The 20,671-nt window shown below is 41.3% G+C and carries 15 protein-coding genes and 1 tRNA gene; 10 read left to right on the top strand and 6 right to left on the bottom strand.

Annotated elements, in window-relative coordinates; all coding sequences use genetic code 11:
• Positions 1 to 222 precede the first annotated feature (222 nt).
• From AN213_RS19160 to uvrD, 4 genes are all read right to left on the bottom strand, one after another.
• Positions 223 to 1,071, bottom strand: coding sequence for a CZB domain-containing protein (locus AN213_RS19160; RefSeq protein ID WP_055199374.1), 849 nt, complete (start codon positions 1,069 to 1,071; stop codon positions 223 to 225).
• A gap of 67 nt (positions 1,072 to 1,138) precedes the next feature.
• Positions 1,139 to 2,263, bottom strand: a complete 1,125-nt coding sequence (locus tag AN213_RS19155) for an ABC transporter substrate-binding protein (protein WP_095209797.1) — start codon at positions 2,261 to 2,263, stop codon at positions 1,139 to 1,141.
• Positions 2,226 to 4,295, bottom strand: a complete 2,070-nt coding sequence (locus AN213_RS19150) for a GNAT family N-acetyltransferase (RefSeq protein WP_055199373.1) — start codon at positions 4,293 to 4,295, stop codon at positions 2,226 to 2,228. Before AN213_RS19150 ends, AN213_RS19155 begins: the two co-directional genes overlap by 38 nt.
• The gene (gene uvrD / locus AN213_RS19145) at positions 4,273 to 6,438 is read right to left on the bottom strand and encodes a DNA helicase II (protein ID WP_055199372.1); all 2,166 of its coding nucleotides are present in this window, start codon (positions 6,436 to 6,438) and stop codon (positions 4,273 to 4,275) included. The genes AN213_RS19150 and uvrD overlap by 23 nt, the downstream gene beginning before the upstream one ends.
• A gap of 258 nt (positions 6,439 to 6,696) precedes the next feature.
• On the opposite strand from uvrD, the gene AN213_RS19140 reads away from it, so the two are divergent.
• Both AN213_RS19140 and AN213_RS19135 read left to right on the top strand, forming a co-directional pair.
• Positions 6,697 to 6,921 (top strand): hypothetical protein, encoded by a 225-nt coding sequence (locus AN213_RS19140; protein WP_054554878.1) that lies wholly within the window; start codon positions 6,697 to 6,699, stop codon positions 6,919 to 6,921.
• A gap of 121 nt (positions 6,922 to 7,042) precedes the next feature.
• On the top strand, positions 7,043 to 7,411 hold the full coding sequence (locus tag AN213_RS19135) for a YacL family protein (RefSeq protein ID WP_055199371.1): 369 nt from the start codon (positions 7,043 to 7,045) through the stop codon (positions 7,409 to 7,411).
• A gap of 32 nt (positions 7,412 to 7,443) precedes the next feature.
• Here AN213_RS19135 and AN213_RS19130 read toward each other — a convergent pair whose 3' ends face one another.
• The gene (locus AN213_RS19130; RefSeq protein ID WP_055021757.1) at positions 7,444 to 8,073 is read right to left on the bottom strand and encodes a peroxiredoxin-like family protein; all 630 of its coding nucleotides are present in this window, start codon (positions 8,071 to 8,073) and stop codon (positions 7,444 to 7,446) included.
• 133 nt (positions 8,074 to 8,206) lie between these two features.
• On the opposite strand from AN213_RS19130, the gene AN213_RS19125 reads away from it, so the two are divergent.
• Positions 8,207 to 8,827 carry a dUTP diphosphatase gene (locus AN213_RS19125; RefSeq protein ID WP_055199370.1) on the top strand — a complete coding sequence of 207 codons (621 nt, stop codon included), beginning with the start codon at positions 8,207 to 8,209 and terminating at the stop codon, positions 8,825 to 8,827.
• Here the strand turns inward: AN213_RS19125 and yrfG are convergent, their stop codons facing one another.
• Positions 8,828 to 9,484: a GMP/IMP nucleotidase gene (gene yrfG, locus AN213_RS19120; protein WP_055199369.1), complete on the bottom strand. Its 657-nt coding sequence runs from the start codon at positions 9,482 to 9,484 to the stop codon at positions 8,828 to 8,830.
• Positions 9,485 to 9,545: 61 nt separating this feature from the next.
• Here yrfG and nudE point away from each other — a divergent pair, with 61 nt between their 5' ends.
• From nudE to AN213_RS19085, 7 genes are all read left to right on the top strand, one after another.
• Entirely contained in the window at positions 9,546 to 10,118 is a 573-nt protein-coding gene (nudE, locus tag AN213_RS19115; protein WP_171040476.1) for an ADP compounds hydrolase NudE, read from the top strand.
• Positions 10,111 to 10,908 (top strand): 3'(2'),5'-bisphosphate nucleotidase CysQ, encoded by a 798-nt coding sequence (gene cysQ / locus AN213_RS19110; RefSeq protein WP_055021754.1) that lies wholly within the window; start codon positions 10,111 to 10,113, stop codon positions 10,906 to 10,908. Before nudE ends, cysQ begins: the two co-directional genes overlap by 8 nt.
• 138 nt (positions 10,909 to 11,046) lie before the next feature.
• Positions 11,047 to 11,123 (top strand) — tRNA-Met (locus tag AN213_RS19105).
• A gap of 633 nt (positions 11,124 to 11,756) precedes the next feature.
• On the top strand, positions 11,757 to 15,743 hold the full coding sequence (locus tag AN213_RS19100) for a two-component regulator propeller domain-containing protein (protein WP_055199368.1): 3,987 nt from the start codon (positions 11,757 to 11,759) through the stop codon (positions 15,741 to 15,743).
• 297 nt (positions 15,744 to 16,040) lie between these two features.
• Positions 16,041 to 19,544, top strand: a complete 3,504-nt coding sequence (locus AN213_RS19095; RefSeq protein ID WP_150114741.1) for a PKD domain-containing protein — start codon at positions 16,041 to 16,043, stop codon at positions 19,542 to 19,544.
• A gap of 53 nt (positions 19,545 to 19,597) precedes the next feature.
• Positions 19,598 to 19,969 carry a hypothetical protein gene (locus tag AN213_RS19090; protein ID WP_054563936.1) on the top strand — a complete coding sequence of 124 codons (372 nt, stop codon included), beginning with the start codon at positions 19,598 to 19,600 and terminating at the stop codon, positions 19,967 to 19,969.
• A 70-nt stretch (positions 19,970 to 20,039) separates the two neighbouring features.
• Positions 20,040 to 20,654: a trimeric intracellular cation channel family protein gene (locus AN213_RS19085; protein ID WP_055199366.1), complete on the top strand. Its 615-nt coding sequence runs from the start codon at positions 20,040 to 20,042 to the stop codon at positions 20,652 to 20,654.
• Positions 20,655 to 20,671 lie beyond the last annotated feature (17 nt).

Here is a 20,671-nt window from a genome sequence, read left to right as displayed (position 1 = left end):
CTAGAACCTAGAACCTAGAACCTAGAACCTAGAACCTAGAACCTAGAACCTCCGGCAGAGGAAGACGCAGCACTAAACACCCATACCGCGCGGCTGAACGCTGACGGCTGAAAGCTGATAGCTCTGTGATGTGTTGGGTTTCGCTTCGCTCTACCCAACCTACGCCAGGCCTTTCAACTTTCTCCTCGCTAACTTTACTCTTTCTAGCTCGCTAACTAGCGACTAAAAAAGCCCATACTCTTCGGTTTCTTCTGCTTCGTGGCGCATGAGGTGCTCTGGGCGGAAGATGGCACTTGGGTCTAATAACAAGCTGTGTTTATGCTTCATTTTGATTAGTCCGCGCATCATGTTTTTAGTTTGCGGATCAACATCAAAACCAACCGAGGTAAGTTGGTCTAACGGTTTGATGTCTTCTTTTTTTACGTTGATGTTGTCTTCTACTTTGTCGACTAGAAGGCCTATATGAGGTGTTACACCGTCTTTTGTGGTGAAGATGATGATTGGCTTGTAATCAAGAATGATCTGCTCACGTGCCGATTCAAACAATCTAATAAGCTGGTTGAATGTTTGGCGCTTTTTCTCTGCAAATAGGCTAATCACCTTGTCGTGAGGTTGGCTTTTTTGCAATTCTAATAACTCACCGGCCATAGCATGTAATTCACGGTGTGGCTTATCAAACTTGGCTAAGATACTTTGTAAGTCTTCGTTATCGGTTTCAAAGTTGTTATACCAACGACCGAATGCACATTTGTCTGGATCTGTGGCTTTTGTAAAAGGTGCACCTGTTACTAGGCTATTTTCTAAGGCATCTAGCCAATCTAAATGGTCTTTTTCTCTTTCGACTAAAAGGTCAGATAATTCAGCATTGGTTTCTTTGGTTGAGTGATTGTTTAATACAATTCCTAAATCAAAGATAGGCGTTGGAGTTTCCATATAATCTTTAACTCCAATGAAGCTTTTATTTTCATTTGGCAACGACGTTAAGTTTCCTTCGTAACGCTCGGTTAGAAGAATATCGAGAATTTTTAGTGAAATGGTCTTTTGGCCAACTCGAAAATTAATCAGATCCATATTTCCCTCAAAGCCTTGTTAAGTCTCTATAGCATAGAACATTATTGTAATTTAGTCGTAGTTTAACCTAATTACTTTTAAAATATGAGCGGTAGATTTTTTTGTTATTTCCCGCAGTGTGAGTGTTAAATAGATCAGCGAAATCTGATGTGTCAGTAAAGAGACGATTTAGCTCAGTCAGCAGACATTGATTGTTTAGAGGCGTTGGACATTTTTGGGCAGCGCTAACCAATGCAACGGCATTCAAATAACCTTCAAATATAATTCTATTCGCACTCGTGTGATAAGGCTCGATATCTTCAATAAACTGCTTACACCAAGGGTTTTTACAGTTATTAGGGTCGGGAACCACTTCAGTGACCATAATGTTGGCGGGCTGCTTAATTCGCTGATATAAATCATGACTCGATACAAAAGACACCGAAGTATAGTCTGGGTTGAAGTTTTGTTTGTTTGCAGCGTTAACAAATTCAGCGAGAGGCTTGTAGGTACCGACTAAACAAATTGCGGTTGCATTACTTTCTTTTAGAAGCGCTAAAGCTTTTGAAATATCATCACTATTGCGCTTAAATCGCGTGACTTCTACAGGTTTAATACCATGTATTTTTAGGGCGTTAACGAGATTGCTCTCTACCATATAACCAAACTCATCGGCTTGGATCATTAAACCAATTTTTTCATGCTTACGCTCTTTAACTAGGTAGTTAATTTGCTCTATGGCTTCATCTTGGTAGCTCGCACGAAGATTAAATACATTTGGCATTGAGCTGTTATGTAAAAAGTCAGCGCCTGTAAATGGCATGAGAAATGGAATACGGTGTCTATCTAGCAGGGGCTTAATTGCATGGGCTGTTGGTGTGCCCATAGAGCCAAAAATCGCATGGATTTTTTGGTCAAATAAAAACTCGCGGGTATTCACTACGGTATTTTTTGGCTCGTAGCCATCATCAGCTAATATCAGGTCGATACTTTGGCCGTTAACACCGTTTTCTTTGTTGATTTTATTAAAGTAAATATTACTGCCAAGCGCCAGTTGTTCGCCTATTTGCTTTGCAGGTCCTGTGAGTGCAGTGGACATTCCGAGTTTAATGGTAGGCTGTGAGTGTTCAGCTAAAGCTATCTGAGATAGCAGCAAGGTACAAATACTTAAACACTTAATAGCTGTTATTTTGAAGTGATTTATAGTGAGCATACCAACCTTGCACTGCGGTTTTGAACTGTGAGTCTAAGTCTTTTTTACCTGTAAAACCGGCTTCTTCGATTAAGCTATTTACAGAGGTTTGCTGTAATACTAGTCGAATAAGGATGAATTTTGTATGTTCATCTAATAAATTTAGACTAATTGGTGTGCTCCAAATCATTTGCCATAGCAATGGCTGCACTTGGAAGAGGTTAATATCACCGGTTAACAGCCGCTCAGCTCTTGCATCTAAGGCAGAAGATAGGTCACTTTTTGGTAAGCGTTTGAATAGCTCTGCAATAAGCTGCCAAGGAAGTGAGCTAAAGTGACCAAGGAGTTGCAAAGACAGGTCTTGTTTAAACTCTTCTATTAAGAGTGCTGCGCTATCTGTGCTTTGCTTATCTAACGCTTTAATCACTAAAGCAGCATGTTCAGCCGTTGCTTTGTCATGACTAAATCCAAGCTTAACAATATTAAAGCCATTACTTTGCCAAAACTTAACTAACGCTGCATTTGCGCCAAAACTGGCACCAAAATAACTGCAATTATTTAATTGGCTTTCGCAGTAGTTTAACAGGGCTGAGCCAATACCTTGTTGATGACATTCAGGTGCAACAGCTATTCTCACAACTCTCGCTGAGCGTTTACACAAGTCTTCTGTATTTCGGCTCAATTGAGTCAGAGTTTGCGCCATTAAATGACCATGAGGCCTGCGCTTTCCTTTTATAACTTGCTCAGCAATCTCAGGCGTTAAGCCACCCTCAATAGCAATTAAGCAAACGGCTTTTAATGCATTTTCTTGTTTGCAGATCGATAGCTGTAACTCTGGGGCATCAAGCAATTGGCGTAAGTCATTTACTGTGGTTTGGTAATGAGCCAGCGCCAGTAGCGCCATAATTTGACTAAGCAGCTGCTCATCTTCAACGAGTTGATCTTTGCTTATATTTTCAAATTGGTAAGACTTACCACTCTGCATATCTAGGTACTTTGCATCGAGTAGTAATAGTTCGCGTAGGCTATTTTCGAGGGGGTCATGTTTAGCAAAACGAATAGGTTCATCCAGAGTAACTGCCTTTAGCGATTTATATTGGCTACGTAAGTAATGTAAAAAGCGTAACGTGTAACCACGCCCATTTCCTTCATAACCAACCATAGTGCTAGCAAATACGATTCGTGGATAACTTTTTAGGATCTGCAATAGCATAGGAACCGGAATCGCCGCTGCTTCGTCGACAAATAACAGATCGCAGTCAGGTTTTTCGTTTAGTAGTGTATCTGGCGCAATATAGCTAAGATTAGCTAGTTGCTTAAAGTTTTGTTCTTTGCTAACACCAAGCTCAGTGGCTAAATGCTTAAAACTTGTTTGTACGGCTTTGGCTTGCGTGGCACAAATAAGGATTTTTTTATCTTGAAGACTTGCTGCTGCAATCCCTAAAGCAGCTGACTTACCACGACCTCGGTCCGCACTGATCACAAAAGGGCGATTAGCGCGCCCTGTTGCGGTTTTAATAATTTGCTCAACACATGCTTGTTGTTGCTGATAATTTATCTCAGCAGTTGCTGGCGATACTGATTGGTAAGCAGGGAGCGAGTGTTCAGTAAAATAATGTGGCTGCAACTTTAGCTTGGAGAATAAACGCTGATTAAAAAAGCTGTGTTTAATCACTTGGCCATAAGAGGTAATACTTGTGAGTGCAGGGTCTTGCCACTTGCGGTCATCGGGCAGCAACATTATCAGTACACCACCTGCTTTTACGGTACCTGCAAGCGCTGCGAGTTTATCGGCATATAAGCCGCTAAAACCATCAAAAATTGCGTGTTGAAACTCTTGGCCAAGAATTTGGTGAGCATGTTTTGGAAACTCACTATTTGCTAATAATGAGCTGCTACTGAAAACATAGGTATTTTTGAGCGCTAATTGGTTTGCAAACTGGTAGCACCAAGTTTCGCTGCCTTGCACAATGACAAGCTGGCGATGCTTTGCAATCACCAGCTCATTACACAGTGCTGTTAAGTACTCATTATAAGGCTTGAAGTCTTGCATACTGTGTTACAAGCCATTTGCTGCCTAGGTCATCAAAGTTCACTTGAATACGTGACTGTGCGCCGCTACCTTCGTAATTGAGTACGGTTCCTGCGCCGAACTTGGCGTGTAATACGCGTTGTCCTAAGTTAAAGCCGCTATCTTCAAATGCGGCATGTGTTACTGATGGACTAAAGCGACCTGCCGCTGGCGGTCTTGAAACCTGTGTTTTAATACGGATTTCTTCGATACAGTCTTCAGGCATTTCACGTAAAAAGCGTGATGGGCTATGGTACTTTTCTTGTCCGTATAAACGGCGACTTTCTGCATGGCTAATATATAGTTTTTCCATCGCGCGAGTCATACCAACATAGCAGAGGCGGCGTTCTTCTTCTAAACGACCAGACTCTTCATTACTTTGTTGTGATGGGAACATGCCCTCTTCAACACCAACCATAAATACCAATGGGAATTCTAGGCCTTTTGCTGAGTGTAGTGTCATCATTTGCACCGCGTCTTCGTGCTCATCAGCTTGACCTTCGCCAGACTCTAGTGAGGTATAAGCCAAAAATCCCTGTAGTGGTGAGCTGAACTCTTCATCTTCAGGAAGTTCGTATTGACCACAAGCACTAATAAGCTCTTCTAAGTTTTCTACGCGGGCACGGCCTTTTTCACCTTTTTCAGCTTGATACATTGCCATTAACCCTGAGGTTTGAATGGCATATTTCGCTTGCTCTTCTAAGGTGAGATCGCTGATTTTATCTTCGATATGCTCAACAAGTTCTAAGAATTTAGTGACGGCACTTGCTGCACGGCCAGATAGGTGTTGTTGCTCTACAATTGCTTTTGCGGCATACCAAAGTGGCAATGACTCATTGCGCGCGCAATCACGGATATGACTTAGCGTTTTATCACCAATGCCGCGGGCAGGGGTGTTAATAACGCGCTCGAAAGCAGCATCATCTTGACGGTTACCCACTAAACGTAAATATGCAAGCGCATCTTTGATCTCTTGACGTTCGAAGAAGCGCATACCGCCGTAAATGCGGTATTTTAAACCTTCTTGTAGCATTGCTTCTTCGAGTACACGAGATTGCGCGTTGTTACGGTATAAAATCGCGGCGTCTTGTAATGCATTACCTGCATTTAGCCAGCTACGTAGTTTGCTGCTGACAAAGCGTGCTTCGTCTAATTCATTAAACGCAGCGTAAACAGAAATAGGCTCACCATCATTGCCGTCTGTCCAAAGGCTTTTACCCATGCGTTCAGCATTGTTTTTGATCAGTGCATTTGATGCTTTTAAGATTGTTGCCGTTGAACGGTAATTTTGTTCAAGGCGAATAGTTTCGGCTTCGAAGTCAGTTAAAAAGCGTTTGATATTCTCAATTTTTGCGCCACGCCAGCCATAGATACTTTGGTCATCATCACCTACGATCATAATACTGTTGGTGTTACCTGCGAGTAATTTTAACCAAGCATATTGAATAGTGTTGGTATCCTGGAACTCGTCTACCAGCATGTGGGCAAAACGCTGTTGATAGTGACGTAAAAGTGTTGGGTGATTCTTAAGTACTTCGTAGCAGCGCAGCAGTATTTCTGCAAAGTCGACTAAACCTGCACGGTCACAAGCCTCTTGATATGCAGCATAGACTTTCAGCATCATTTGCTCATTAATATCGTAGGCTTGAATGTCTTTAGGGCGCAGACCTTCATCTTTTTTCGCGCTGATATACCAACCAAATTGTTTTGCTGGCCACTTTTTATCATCGATGTTCATCGCTTTAAGTAAGCGTTTTATCATGCGTTGTTGATCGTCAGAATCTAAGATTTGAAAGCTTTCAGGCAAGTTCGCTTCACGGTGATGGGCGCGTAAAATACGATGAGATAAGCCGTGGAAAGTGCCAATCCACATACCACCAACCGGTGCTTTTAACGTTTCTTCTACACGGGTACGCATTTCTTTCGCGGCTTTGTTAGTGAAGGTTACCGCAAAGATGCTGTATGCAGAAGCTTGCTCAACTTGCATGAGCCATGCGATGCGATGAACAAGTACTCGAGTTTTACCAGAACCTGCACCTGCAAGTACCAGCATATTTTGCAATGGGGCTGCGACAGCATCCCGTTGTTTGTCATTTAAGCCATCGAGTAATTCAGAAACGTCCATCGTTACGCCTTTTCAATCTATAATGGGTGGAGTATAACAGGTGTTTATGCAAGGCTAAATAAAATACTGTTTTTATAAACAGCTATTTTGGCAAGTTATTAAAATTGTAAATGAAAATTGTGAATTTGACCGATTTTTAGCAAAAAGAACTAAAATTAAAATAACGCTACTTTTTAACACTTTGATTTGTAAGTCATAATAAGTTGGCATAAAGTGTGATTATAAAAAGTATAATCATTAAAAACTACAGAGGTTAGTATGGCAGAGCAAGGTTCTGGCGGTAATGTAATCGCAGCAATATGTAATATCTTTTTTCCTGGTTTAGGACAATTGGTACAAGGTCGTTTAATGGCGGCTATTGCATTCTTTTTAGCATGGGTTATTAGTGGTGCACTAATTTATGTGGCAGTTGGTTTTATTCTACTGCCAATCGTATACCTATGGGCGATTATTGATGCTGCACGCTTCAAGTCGCGACTCTAGCTATTTAATTAGCACAAACACGAGCGCCACTTAGGCGCTCGAGTTGTTTTAAGGCGGCTAAACTCGCCACGTTTAGCTGCAAACGGTATAATCAGCAGATAACGTATTAAGAGTACCCTCCATGGAATATCAATTTATCCGCGACCCTATTAGCGGTTTACGCATTAAAATTTCCTCTGAACACGCCATCATAGGCCGTTGGCTAAACGAAGAAGTCGGAAAAGAAAAAATTGCGATGGTGCAAGCGTTGATCTCTGCTGTTAAGAACAGTCATGAGTCTTTAACCTTACAAGGTCAAGAAATTGATTTGATCTTAAGTAAAGACGAAGCGCTGTTCGAAGCACATGCATTACATCAAGATAACGAAGACTTAGTTGCCTACCAAGATGATGATTTAATGCTTGAAGAAGAAGGCCTGTGCAGTGGCTGTGGCTTTGAAGATTTTGTTGATTTAATTGAATCTTGGCAAGAATTTACACAAGGCCGATAAGCAGACACATGTTCTGCTTATCGGTAGCTAATTTATTGCTCACTCACTGATTTAACAGCAGCTAGTAATAAATCTTCTGTTAAGCGTACTTTGTAATTTGGGTTGGCGTATTGAAAATGAACTAACCCATTTGTATCTATCACGAATACTGCGGGTACTGGCAGTGCTACTTTTGGCTCACCTTCTAACGAGACAAAGTTAACCCCAAGCTTATTACGGTAAATCTTTGCTGTTTTGTCATCTAAATAAAATGCTAAACCTAACGTTTGCGCCAAAGTAAGGCTGTCGTCAGAAAGCAATTGATAGCTAGGAGCTGTAATTTTTGTTTCAGCGAGTTTTTCAGGACTATCTGGTGAAACGGCAATTAGTTGCGCGTCTAAGCTTGCTAATTCTTTCTCTATTTTTTGCACGCTGGCCAATTGTTTTGAACAATATGGGCACCAGCCACCACGATAAACAATCAGCACGGTAGTTTTTTCTTTAAAGCGCTCAGCTAGCGAGACGGTTTTACCGTATTGGTCTTTCAATTCAACATTTGGCACCGTTAAGCCAGGTAATAACGGACTAACTTGCTCTGCTGACTCGGCAATATTAGTCGCAGTTGCAGCGATAACGTGGCTTGATAGTACAAACAGTGCACTAATGAATAGAGATTTAAACATGGGCTTCCTCGGTTATTTTTATCAACTACAAAGATGACCTGATTGTTGCGGGATTTATTTCATCTTTACCTACATCAAACTCAAATTTAACTGTAGTATATAGGCAAATAAAAAATGCAAGTTGGGATAAAGAATGTCTGCTAATTTACAAAAACTCGTTGTTATGCTCGAGATGCAAAATGCGATGAATACCAAAGTTCATGAGCAATGGTTTAGCCAAGGTTTTGAATGGTATCGTGCAATTTGGGTTGAGTGTGCTGAAATGCTTGACCACTACGGTTGGAAGTGGTGGAAGAAACAAACCCCAGATACAGAACAAGTTATTTTAGAGTTAGTTGATATTTTCCATTTTGGTTTATCTTTACGCATTGATGGTGAAACCAGCTATGAGCAGTTAGCTGCGCAACTTGAAGCTGAGTTAAGTGCACCAGTTCAAGCCGATGACTTTAAACAAACACTCGAATTATTAGCCGCGTCAGCAGTCGCTGAAAAGAGTTTTAATGCAGCTGCATTTGCAGGTTGTATGGCGCAAATCGGTATGGATATCGATGATTTATACCGTGGCTACGTTGGTAAAAACACCTTGAATTTCTTCCGCCAAGATCATGGCTACAAAGACGGTAGCTATATCAAGGTGTGGAATGGCCAAGAAGATAACGAGCACTTGGTTGAAGTGGTAAAAAGCCTAGATACAGAGCATGCAGATTTTGCAAAACTTGTATATCAAGGCTTAGAGCAGCGTTACCCGAAGTAATCATTCAACGGGTATAAGCTCGCGAAAATCGATGGTTGATAAAAAGCCATCGAACTGCTTATGCGGTTGCTGGCTATCAGGGTTGGCAACCGCAAGTATATGACCAATACCAAACTCTTTTGCTGCATCTAGCACGGCAGGGCTGTCGTCCACAAATAAAGTCCGTTCCTTATCAAACTGCCATTCTTGATGTACTTGTTGCCATAATGGTTGATGCTCTTTACTCACGCCATATTGATGAGTTGAGATAACCCCATCTAAGTAATTATCGATAGCAGTGTGTTCAAACTTTAACATGGCACAATCTGGGTGTGCGTTAGTAAGCATGATCAATTGCTTGCCTGCTTTTCTAAGCTCAGTTAAAAACGGCGGAACATCTTCACGAATTCTGATTAAATGTTGTATGTCACGTTTTAGCGCCATAATTGGTAAATCAAGTTGTTGTTGCCAATAATCTAAGCAGTACCAATTAATTTGTCCGTGAACTTGTTGATAACGATGTAAAATGTTAGCTTTTGCTTCGTCTAAGCTGATTTTATGTTTACGCGCATATTGCTCGGGAATGACAGTTAGCCAAAAGTAATTATCGTAATGCAAATCGAGTAGGGTGCCATCCATATCTAACAACACTGTATCGATTTTTGACCAATTTAACATAGGCAATTCACTTTAAAAGATTTATGATGAGCATAACTGCCATGATAGCAAATTAATGCCAATGACACAGAAAAAGCATCCTACACCACCGCAAATTTTGTCTAATGAAGTTGTCGCTAAAAGTCGACTATTTACTGTTGAATCTCTCGAATTGAAGTTCTCAAATGATGAGCAAAGGCAATACGAAAGAATTCGTGGCGGTGGCAGAGGGGCAGTTATGATTGTGCCAGTAACGGCCGATAACGAACTGTTATTAGTGCGAGAATATTGTGCAGGCACCAATGATTATCAGTTGGGTTTTCCAAAGGGCTTAATTGACCCAGGCGAAACCCCACAGCAAGCTGCAGACCGTGAGCTTAAAGAAGAAGTTGGTTTTGGTGCTAAACATTTTGCTGAACTTAAAAAAGTCAGCATGGCGCCGAGTTACTTTAATGCCACTATGCATATTTTGTATGCTGAAGACCTCTACCCTGAAACCTTACCCGGTGATGAGCCTGAACCGCTTGTCGTGGTAAAATGGCCAATAAGTGATTGGCAATCATTATTGCAACAAGAAGACTTTACTGAAGCACGAAGTGTCGCAGCTTTGCTATTATTAACAAAGTACTTAGAGTCGGGAGCGGGCAATGAATGATTTTTTAGAACCGTGTATTCGGTTAGCTGAGCAAGCAGGCGATGCCATTATGGCCATTTATCAGCAGGATGATATTGGTGCTGAGCAAAAGTCAGATCATACTCCGGTCACCAAGGCTGACTTAGCATCGAACGATGTATTAATGGCTGGTTTGAAAGCCATAGCCCCTGATATTCCAATTATGTCAGAAGAAACACCCATTCCGGCGCTGGCAGACAGAAAAGATTGGCACCGTTATTGGCTGCTTGATCCTATGGATGGTACCGGGGAGTTTATTCTCGAAAGCGGTGATTTTGCAGTTAATATCGCGTTAGTTGAAAATAATCGCCCAGTACTGGGTGTTATCCATTGGCCAGCGAAACAAGTGACTTATTTTGCTAGTTATCAAAATGGCGCCTTTAAACGTGAAAATGGCCAAGATCAGCAAATTTCGGTAGCAACGCCGGATAATTTAACCTTAGCTGTAAGCCGCAGACAAAAAATTGAAGCGGTCAGCCAGTATTTAAATACTCAGTTTGCGACGGTGGCATTAGGCTCATGTTCATTAAAAGCGTGTATTATCGCTGAGGGTAAAGCGGACTGCTTTTTACGTATCGGGCCAACGGGTGAGTGGGATACTGGTGCGTCACAAGTGATTGTCGAAGAAGCTGGTGGCTGTATTACCGATGCCGAATTCAACCCGTTAACTTACAATCAACGAGAAAGCACAGAAAACCCTGACTTTATCGTGATGGGTCACCCTGATTGGGAGTGGCAAAAAATGATTAGTCCTCATCAGCGTGCATTCTAACGGTGTTTTGTGTGCTTTTTGTTCGCTTGAATTAAATTTGTCACTATAACCCTTGATTTCTAATCTTATTGCTATATGATAGCGCTCTCTCTGAAACAGGGCAGCAATAACATGCTTATGTTACTTAGAGATTACAGGCGCGGGATGGAGCAGCCTGGTAGCTCGTCGGGCTCATAACCCGAAGGTCGTCGGTTCAAATCCGGCTCCCGCAACCAACTGAAATTACATAATAGGCACGCGAAAGCGTGTTTTTTTATGCCTGAAATACAGGTTCAGAGCCCGAAGGTTGTCGGTTCGCCCTCAAAATTCACAGCTCCTGCAACCAACTGAAATTGAACATTAAAATTAAATGAGTTTGATAAGTAGGCACGCGAAAGCGTGTTTTTTTATGCCTGAAATTCAGGTTCAGAGCCCGAAGGTCGTCGGTTCGCCCTCAAAACTCACAGCTCCCGCAACCAACTGAAATTGAAGATTAAAATTAAATGAGTTTGATAAGTAGGCACGCGAAAGCGTGTTTTTTTATGCCTGAAAAAGCTGGAAGCTTTAAGCTATAAGTTTTAAGTAGAATGAGAGTGTTGTTTAGTGCAGTGTTTTCACTCGGGTTCACCCAGTTCATTCTTTGTGTAGGTTGGTTTGAGCGTAGCGAAACCCAATACAATTCATGTTAAACCTTTCTTCTGATTGTGCTTGACCTAGCACCTAGCACCTTTACCCCCTAACTCACACCTAAATCCAACCCCTTGATATCTATCCTAGTTATTCATCCCTAAATTGGGAAATGATTATGAATGTTAGCTGAACTGAACTACGCTTGATTAATAACTAATAATAAATAAGTAGATTTAGGGATGATCCGTTTTTTAATAGCGCTGTTAGCACTTCTGTTCTTACCTTCAGCTTTGTGTGCATTTCAAAACTACGATATTGATGATGGTCTATCGCAAAGTGTTGTGTTTGATATTGTTCAAGACCAGCAAGGTTTTATCTGGATTTCAACACAGGCAGGCTTAAATCGTTTTGATGGCAATGAATTTACTGTATTCACAGCATCCGATAAGGAAAATAGCCTAGCGAATAACTATATCTATCCGTTGGCACTTGATAGCGAATCACAGCTGTTTATAGGTACTCGAAATAGTGGTGTAAACCAACTCGCATTACATAATTATCAATTTTCTAAGCCGCTTCTAAAAGAGCGTCGCATTACTAGTTTATTGGTGGCGCAACAGCAAGTTTATATTGGCACTTACGACGGCAGCCTGTTTCGTTACGATAAGCGAACAGAGCAGCTTGAAACGTTAATAACAGGGTTAAAAAAACCTATTTATGCGCTATCAAAAATCGCTGACATCCTTTGGATAGGAACGCATGGAGCTGGGTTACTTCATTATGACCTTATTAATAATCAACAAATCAATTCGGTTTTTTCTGGCTTTGCTGAGCCTGTAGATATTCATGCTAGTATCTTTGCTATCAAACAGTCTTCTGATGGCAGTATTTGGTTGGCAAGTCAGGGCGGCGGCTTATATAAAATTGCGTTAAGCACCCAAACAATAACGCAGTGGTTAACTTCTAATGATGATAATTCTGGGCTTAGTAGTAATGAAATTCGTGATATTGAGTTTGATAGCCAAGGCCGAGTTTGGCTAGCAACGCGAGGCGGCGGAATTAATGTTTACGACCCTATTGATGCAAGCTTCACCGTTTTAGCGCATGACCCGTTTGATAAATATAGTCTTGCTCATGACCGGGTATATAGTATCTACCGAGACAGTAGCGACATTATGTGGTTTGGTACTGCACATGGGATCAGTAAGCTCGACCCTGCATCATTGCAATTTAGTAAGTTAAAAAAGCCAACGCCACTTTCAAGTAACGATGCGTGGGCGTTATTTGAAGACTCAAAGCAACGTATTTGGTATGGCAGCTGGGGTGGCGGTATCGATATTCTTGATCAGCAATTAAATCGTTTAGATCGCATAACCACCGAAAGTTCACCGTATTCAATCAGTAGCAATGCAATTAAAGCCATCGCCGAAGATCGTAATGGCGATATATGGATTGGCAGCTGGCAGCAAGGGATTGATGTTTTGCATACCGATGGCAGCATCAGTCACTTTCGGGCAGATGAAGGCGGGCATGGCTTAACTGAAAACAGTATATATGACCTTTTAGTCGATGAGAAAAATAATGTTTGGGTCGGCACTAATGGAGGGGGGCTGTTTTGCTTTGATAGGCAGCGCGGCAAATTTATTAGTTTTGCACAGCCTGTAGCAAATACACAACTTGTAATTCCAACGGCGCGGGTGACGAGTTTATACAAAAGCTCGCAAGCAGATCTGTGGATAGGCACAGATGGTGATGGGGCTTATCACTACAACGCAGCAACCGATACCCTCACTAATTATCGCAAAGGAGACTTGGCTTTATCTGATAATACAGTGCGAGCGTTTTTAAAAATTGATCAGCAAATGTGGCTCGCAACATCGAACGGCTTAAATATTATTGATTTGAGCAACCAGCAAGTTCATCAGCTTAATGTCGCTCAAGGCCTTCCTAATCAAGTCGTTTATGCGTTGCTAAAAGACAATGAAGATAGGGTCTGGCTAAGTACCAACAACGGCCTCGCTAAAATAGACCCTGTAACCATGAGCATAAAAAATTATAAAGCTCGACATGGCTTACAAGGTAATGAATTTAATGCCGGTGCTTATTTAAAAACCCGTGATGGCCGCTTGATGTTTGGTGGCACTCAAGGGGTTAGTGTCATTAATCCTGCTGACCTTGAAGTTAATACTATTGGCGGGCAATTAGCACTCACTAGTTTGCAGTTTGATGATGAGGATGTGGTAAATCAGGGAGTCAGCCGTTTAGGCAGTTTATACCAAATAGAAAAAAGCCGTTCAGTGACTATTCCTGCGGGAATTAAACGGGTTCATTTTCAGGTTAGTTACCTACACTACTCTGAGCCACAGACTAACCAGTACTCCTATCAGTTAGCAGGCTTTGAACACCAATGGCGAAAAGCTACAGGGTCGTTTTTATCTGTTGACTACACTAATCTTCCTGCTGGTAAATATCAGTTGAAAGTTAATGCTAGTAGTGAAAATAGGGCAAATGCGCTCACCCCATTACTGTTAAACATAACGGTTCTTGCGCCTTGGTGGCAAACAAGTGAGTTTTATCTGCTAGCAGCCATGCTGATTTTGGCTATGGTGTGGTTATTCACAGTGCTTTGGACTCGCCGTATACGCAAACAAAAATATTATCTGGAGCAAATTGTTAGCGAACGCACTGACGAAATCGCAGAGCAAAAAATGCTAATCGAACAGCAAGCTGACGCTCTGAGTGACTCACTCGAAAATAAAGTGCGTTTTTTCACACATGCATCCCATGAATTACGTACTCCTTTGAGTTTGTTAATTGCGCCGTTGCAAAAGCTCGTAGCAGATGAGCGAAATACTGAAAAGCGTGAGCAACTGAATTTGGTATTGCGTAATAGTCGGCGTTTAGAAAACTTGGTCGATAAGCTACTAACCTTGACTCGCTATGATGAGCGCCATGAAGAGATTATTAAAGTTGTATCATTATCGGCAATAGCCAGAGAGGTCGCGGGGCAGTTTGCTGTGTTAGGTGAAAAGCCCATCGACTTTAAGGTTGATATTGAAGAGGCTGTATTTATTGAAAGCACCCGAGAAGGGGTGATCACGATTCTTACTAATCTCTTAAGCAATGCTTTTAAATATACTCAGCAAGGCCAAGTCAGCTTAATCATAAGCGCATCAGGTGAGCTTGCCTACATAGAAGTAACAGACACAGGTAAAGGCATCGCAGACGCTGAAAAAGACAAGGTGTTTGATACTTTCTACAGAGTAAGTAGTCATGCAAATGTAGAAGGCAGTGGCGTAGGTTTAGCTATCGTTAAACGTCTGGTCGATAAATACAAAGGCAATATTGTGTTGGCAAGTCGTTTAGGAGAAGGAACCAACTTTAAACTCGCATTTAAAACAGCACAATTTGCAGAGCAAGTTCCTGTTGATAGTACAAGCCTAAAATCAAAAGTGAGTCATGACAAAGCAAGTGTATTAATTATTGAAGATAATGACGAGCTACGTCATTACCTAAAAACAGAGTTACAGCACCGCTATCAAGTATTATTAGCTGAAGATGGTCAGATCGGTTTGCAAATAGCGCTGAGCCAAGTACCAGATTTAATAATTACTGATCTAATGATGCCAAAAGTCGATGGCTTTACTGTTTTAGATTCATTACATAATTCGCCCGTTACTTGTCATATTCCGGTGATTATTTTGACCGCCAAGGGCGACTATGAAACCCGAGTAAGTAGTTTGCAACAGCATGCGCTAGATGTGATCACCAAACCATTTGATAGAGAAGAGCTATTTTTAAAAGTTGAGAATTGGATACATTGGGTCAATTTATATTCTCAACAGCAAACTATGGATGCACCTGATCATGTTGAGACAAAGCAACCGGTTGTGGTTGATCCTCGTGACAAACAGCTGCTTGAAAAGCTTGAGTTGTATGTTGCTGAGCATTACCAGCAACAAGGTTTCTCTATGGTGAATTGTGCGAAAGAATTAGCGCTTAGTGAGCGTCAATTACAACGTAAGTTAAAAGTTCTATTAAACATTACTCCTAGTGAGTATTTGCGTAATTATCGACTGAGTAAAGCTGCTGAATTACTAAGACAGGGGCGACAAATAAGCTTAGTAATAGATGATGTGGGCTTTTCGTCACGCTCGTATTTTTCTAAATTTTTTAAAGCAAAATATGGCATGACAGCGAAAGAGTACCAATGTCATTACATATAACATGTTGTTTATATAGGAAATGTCGTATTTGAGTACATTTTTGTCGGCATTCAGCATACTTATTTCTTGTAACTAATCTACCCTTGAACCTTAACGAAAAATGAATCGCTTTGATGGGATCTCGGGTGTTCATATTTGACGGGCAAACATGACTGAATTCAGATTATGGTTAAGGACGACACTGAGATCCCGCCTTTATTTCATGTTCAAAATAGGTTTTGCTTCCCTTGAGTTATGGCAACTGTGTATGCAGTTGCCTCTTTTTAGGGAAATACAGTACTCAATGTAAGGATTAGCATGATGAGCCCCCCTAATTTTCACTCCATAAAGTATTTAAAACAATTATTACTAGCGACAAGTCTTGTCGCTTTAACCGCTTGTGGTGGAGGCGGTGGAGGTGGTGATGACGATGATGATACCCCTCCCGTCGCTACAAACAAAAATCCCACGGTATCTATTAGTAGTGATAGCAGCGTAACAGAAGGTGGTGATTTAGTCCTACAAGCGACGGCAACAGACAGTGATGGCACAATTGCAAGTTACGCATGGCAGCAAACATCAGGTCCAGATCTAACACTTACCGGCAGCGATACAAGTACACTTACGATCACCGCGCCTGAAATCGAAGATGATGCAGATGTCGTTGTTTCACTGACAGTCACCGATGATGATGGTGCAACCGCCACAGCAACAGTAACGATTGAGCTTAAACGTAAAGTGCTCAGCGTAACGATCACCGGTATTGTAACCGATGAGCCGATTATCAACTCAAGTATTGTGGTGCAGATTGGTGATGAACAATTTGAGATTACCGCTGATGCTCAAGGCCGCTATAGCGTAAACATTGAGGTTGATGACTCAGATGCTGATGAACTGGTTAAGCTGGTGGCGTTGGGTAATAACTCCATTGATCCGGGCGTTGAATTTGTATCCCAACTGAAGTCTATCGCAACGCTTGTTTCACAAGCAGGAGCCGATGGCACATTAAGCAAAGATGAAAACTTTGGCGTAAACATTACTAATGTCAGTACTGCAGAGTTTGCACTTTTAAGCCGCGACGGTACAAACATCGATTCTGAACAAGCATTAGATGAAGCTTTGCTCGCTGTTGATGCTGACGAAAAACTGCTACTTGCAGCGTTAATCAAGATCATTGTAGATAATGATGACTACGAACTACCTGAGGGTGTCGATTCGACCCTTGATTTAATATCTAGCGCTGAACAAATTGATGACTTTATAAATACAGTTGAAAGCCAAGACCCAGGATTAATTGACTCTACAAAAGAAGAGATTAAAGATGATGATGAATTAGTTGATCAAACAATCAATAATCTGACCGGCAACTATTTATTAATGCAGCCACAATATTATCGAACTTCAGTTGGGCAGTTTGAGTTTAATAATGATGGTACCGGGTATGTCAGTTTACTGGATGTTGATACTGACTTTAGTTGGTCGCAACAAGAGCAAGACATCACAATTACTTTGGCTGAGCCAGCATTAATGAGTTGCTTTGTGGTTACTGATGGAAACGATGAACAGCTAGATGTTTGTGAGTACTTAGTTGAGTTAGACCTAACTATTCTTCTTGAAAACGATGCAAACAGAACGGTTGAGTTTTTCCGTAAAAGCGAAACACGCATAACCAGTTCAGATGTTGTATATAGAACTACAGAATCGAACTATAACGCCACCCTTATTGAACAACAGCAAACACTTGCTGTGACAGCTGATGAACTTATTGGTAATTGGGTTATTGATAACCTAAGCGAGTTTGGTGGATATAGTAGTGCAGTAAGTGTTGAGTTACTTTCTGGTGGAACAGGAACGCTCATTGATAACGATAACGCGCCTGTTAGTGTGACTTGGCAAGTTGATGGGAATCGACTGCTTATAAGCAATAATGCAGAAACTATTAGTTATGACATCGCTATTTGGCTCGTTAAAAATGTACAAGTGGGCTATCAATTTGCGGCTTCACTCGAAGCTAAAGCGGACGATAGCTCACGTACAGTCACAGGTTTAATGGTGAGAGATAATCAGCTTTCATTTACTAAGTCAGACCTATTGGGTAAATGGACTGTTTACCAAGGCTATAACTCACCTCAAACAGACCTCCACTATGATGTGTATGATGATGGTTTAATGAACTTTAACCTGAATCAAAACTTTCGTTCTTGGCAAGTAAGCAGTGAGGGAGTGTTCTTAAGATATAACTATTTTACGAGCAATGGTGTTCAGCCAATTTGTCCTGAAGGGGAAGTTTGCCAAGTATACAGTGAGTTCTCGCAGCGATTATTAGCCACTAACAATGGTCAAAACTTTACCTATCGTAAATATCGCTTTTTTAACTATGATGGTTCGGAGCGTGTCGAAGATTATTCATCTCATCTACGTAACTTCTCTGTGTCAGATGAGTATGGGGTCACCAAATTCGCACCCTATTGGTTAGAAGAAAACGCAAGTTTTGATAATAATGGCTACCCAATTACAACTAACTACATTGAACTTTATTCACCAAGAGAGCTAGGTGTAGAAACCATTAAAATAGCGACTATTTATGATGAGATGACGGCAGAGTATAGCCATCAAATCACCTTCACTTACCTTGGAGTGGTCAATCAATACGACTACAGTTTAGCGTCAGGGAAATTACTATTTGATAGCATGAAGGCTGAAGTGAGTGACTTTGATCGAAACTTCTTAAATATTTGCGTGTATGAGCAAGCAGGTAGTTGTACTGAAGATGCTAAACAAGCGTGGTACTTTGATAAGGCAATGGCTGAAGAGCAAGTCGTTGTAGAGCGTCCTGCAACGGATCATCCATTAGATGGGGCTTGGCAGCTTGCTGATGAGCCTGATGTCGCGGTAATTATTCGTGATGGAAAATGGTTACAAATTCAAGCAATGGACGACCCTGATGATGACACCGCATTCCCTGGTTTTGAAATTGGTGACTTTACTTGGGATGAAACAACAGGCGCTTTTGATGTCACTATTACGGAAGATACCAATGGTAGTTTCGGTATAGATGATGCTGGCAGTATTGTTGCCAGTGTTGATGGAGATACGCTGACATTCGATATCGAAGGTGAGGGTACTATTACGCTAAGTAGAATCTACAGTGAATCAAATCCGCTAATAGGGGGTTATACATATGGCTCTTACGATGGAGATTTCTTCATTGCTGTATTTAAAGAGGATGGCACTTTCTTAGAGCTTGCTCATGATACTGAGTTTGATGAGTTAGGTATATCAGGTGGTTACTACACCTATGATGCAGAAACTCAAAAGGTAGTGGTTGATTTCTATGTAAAAACCTATGGTGACCCAATTGAATTTGCTGACCCTTACTTTATTGTGAAGCCACAAGGTAACTTTATACAGTTCAAAGACGGCGATGATTTTGGCCTCTTCGAACGCGTTACACGAGTTATTGATCAAGCAGCTTTCACTGAAGCAGATCTTATTGGCTCACATGTATTTACCTTTATGGCTGATGATGGCAGTGGTTTAGAAACCTCTAATGTCGTTATAAGTAATGATGGTACTGCAACATTTGAGTTAGATGGTGAAGTACGCTCAGCAGAGTGGGCATTAGATCTTGGGTCGTTGATGATGTATAGCGAACCAACAGCTACGCAAAATTATGGCTATGGTGTGACTATGACCCCCGTGATAACCATTGAAGGTGGTTTTAGTGTAGCAACGCTAGGTTTCGAAGTACCTGAAACCTACGATGATAATGATGATCCCGAGTTACACACTTTTGTATCGGGCAGTTTAATTAAGCAGTAATTTTCTGAGCCCAGTAGCAGCAATGCTACTGGGCTTTTTTGAGGAGTTAGTTTATGAAAGCGTTATATTTCTCAGTATTACTTCTTACCCTTAGTGGGTGCCAAACGATGGATGCAATGCAAGAAGACATTAGTGATTTAAGTAATAGCTTGTTTTCAAGTGAAGATATGAGCGAAGAATCACAAGATGCATTCTTAAAAGCACAAGAGGCATTTTATGAAGCCGACAATGTTCGTAAAAAACATGCGCAATTAAATGCTCAAGAACGAAGCTTATGGGTCGAGTTAGAAGATGATTATAACATCTTGTTGGCAGCTCCTAGTAAAGCCACTGAGAAGGAATCTTACTTTTCAGACTCTACGCTTGCAGATAACGTTATGATGCAAAGTTTAAAGTTTATTGAGCTGGTCGAAAAAGGCGAGTAATCGAAACTTCGCTTAAAAGATTGAAAAGTTTATGTTACAACGGCACTAACATTACTTTTTAGTTACAAACATGACTGAACTTTACCATTGGTTTGATTTATTCGGCGTAGCCGTGTTTGCAGTTTCTGGAACGCTACTGGCGTACAACAAAAAAATGGATGGCTTTGGGGTTGTTGTGTTGGCCACAGTCACTGCTATTGGCGGTGGGACTGTGCGCGACGTTATTTTAGATGTTCCTGTATTTTGGCTACATGATCAAAGCTATTTCTGGGCTATTTTATTGTCTGTATTTGTCACCACTCGATTAATCAATAAGCAGCGTTCTATTTCACTTAATGCGCTGCAAGTTGCTGATGCTTTCGGTTTGGCATTTTTTGCGGTGATGGGCACACAAAAAGCCATGCTCGCAGGTATGCCAGACACCACGGCGATTATCATGGGTGTAATAACAGCCTGTTTTGGCGGTGTTATCCGTGATGTGCTGGCTGGAAATATGCCGATGCTATTAAAGGGCGAGCTTTATGCAATTGCTTGTATCGCTGGTGGCATTGTTTATACATTAAGTACTTCGCTGGGTTTAGTGGCCGAAGTAGCTATGATATTAGCCATGCTAATGACCTTATCACTGCGTTTAGCTGCAATGAAATGGCAACTGACATTACACGTTTTTAAATATCCCGACTAAACTTAATTTAAGGATGA

Source organism: Pseudoalteromonas sp. P1-8 (genome assembly GCF_001399985.1).
Taxonomy (GTDB): Bacteria; Pseudomonadota; Gammaproteobacteria; order Enterobacterales; family Alteromonadaceae; genus Pseudoalteromonas.
Note: the sequence above shows the minus strand (reverse complement) of the source record. Positions and strands in the feature narration are given on the sequence as shown.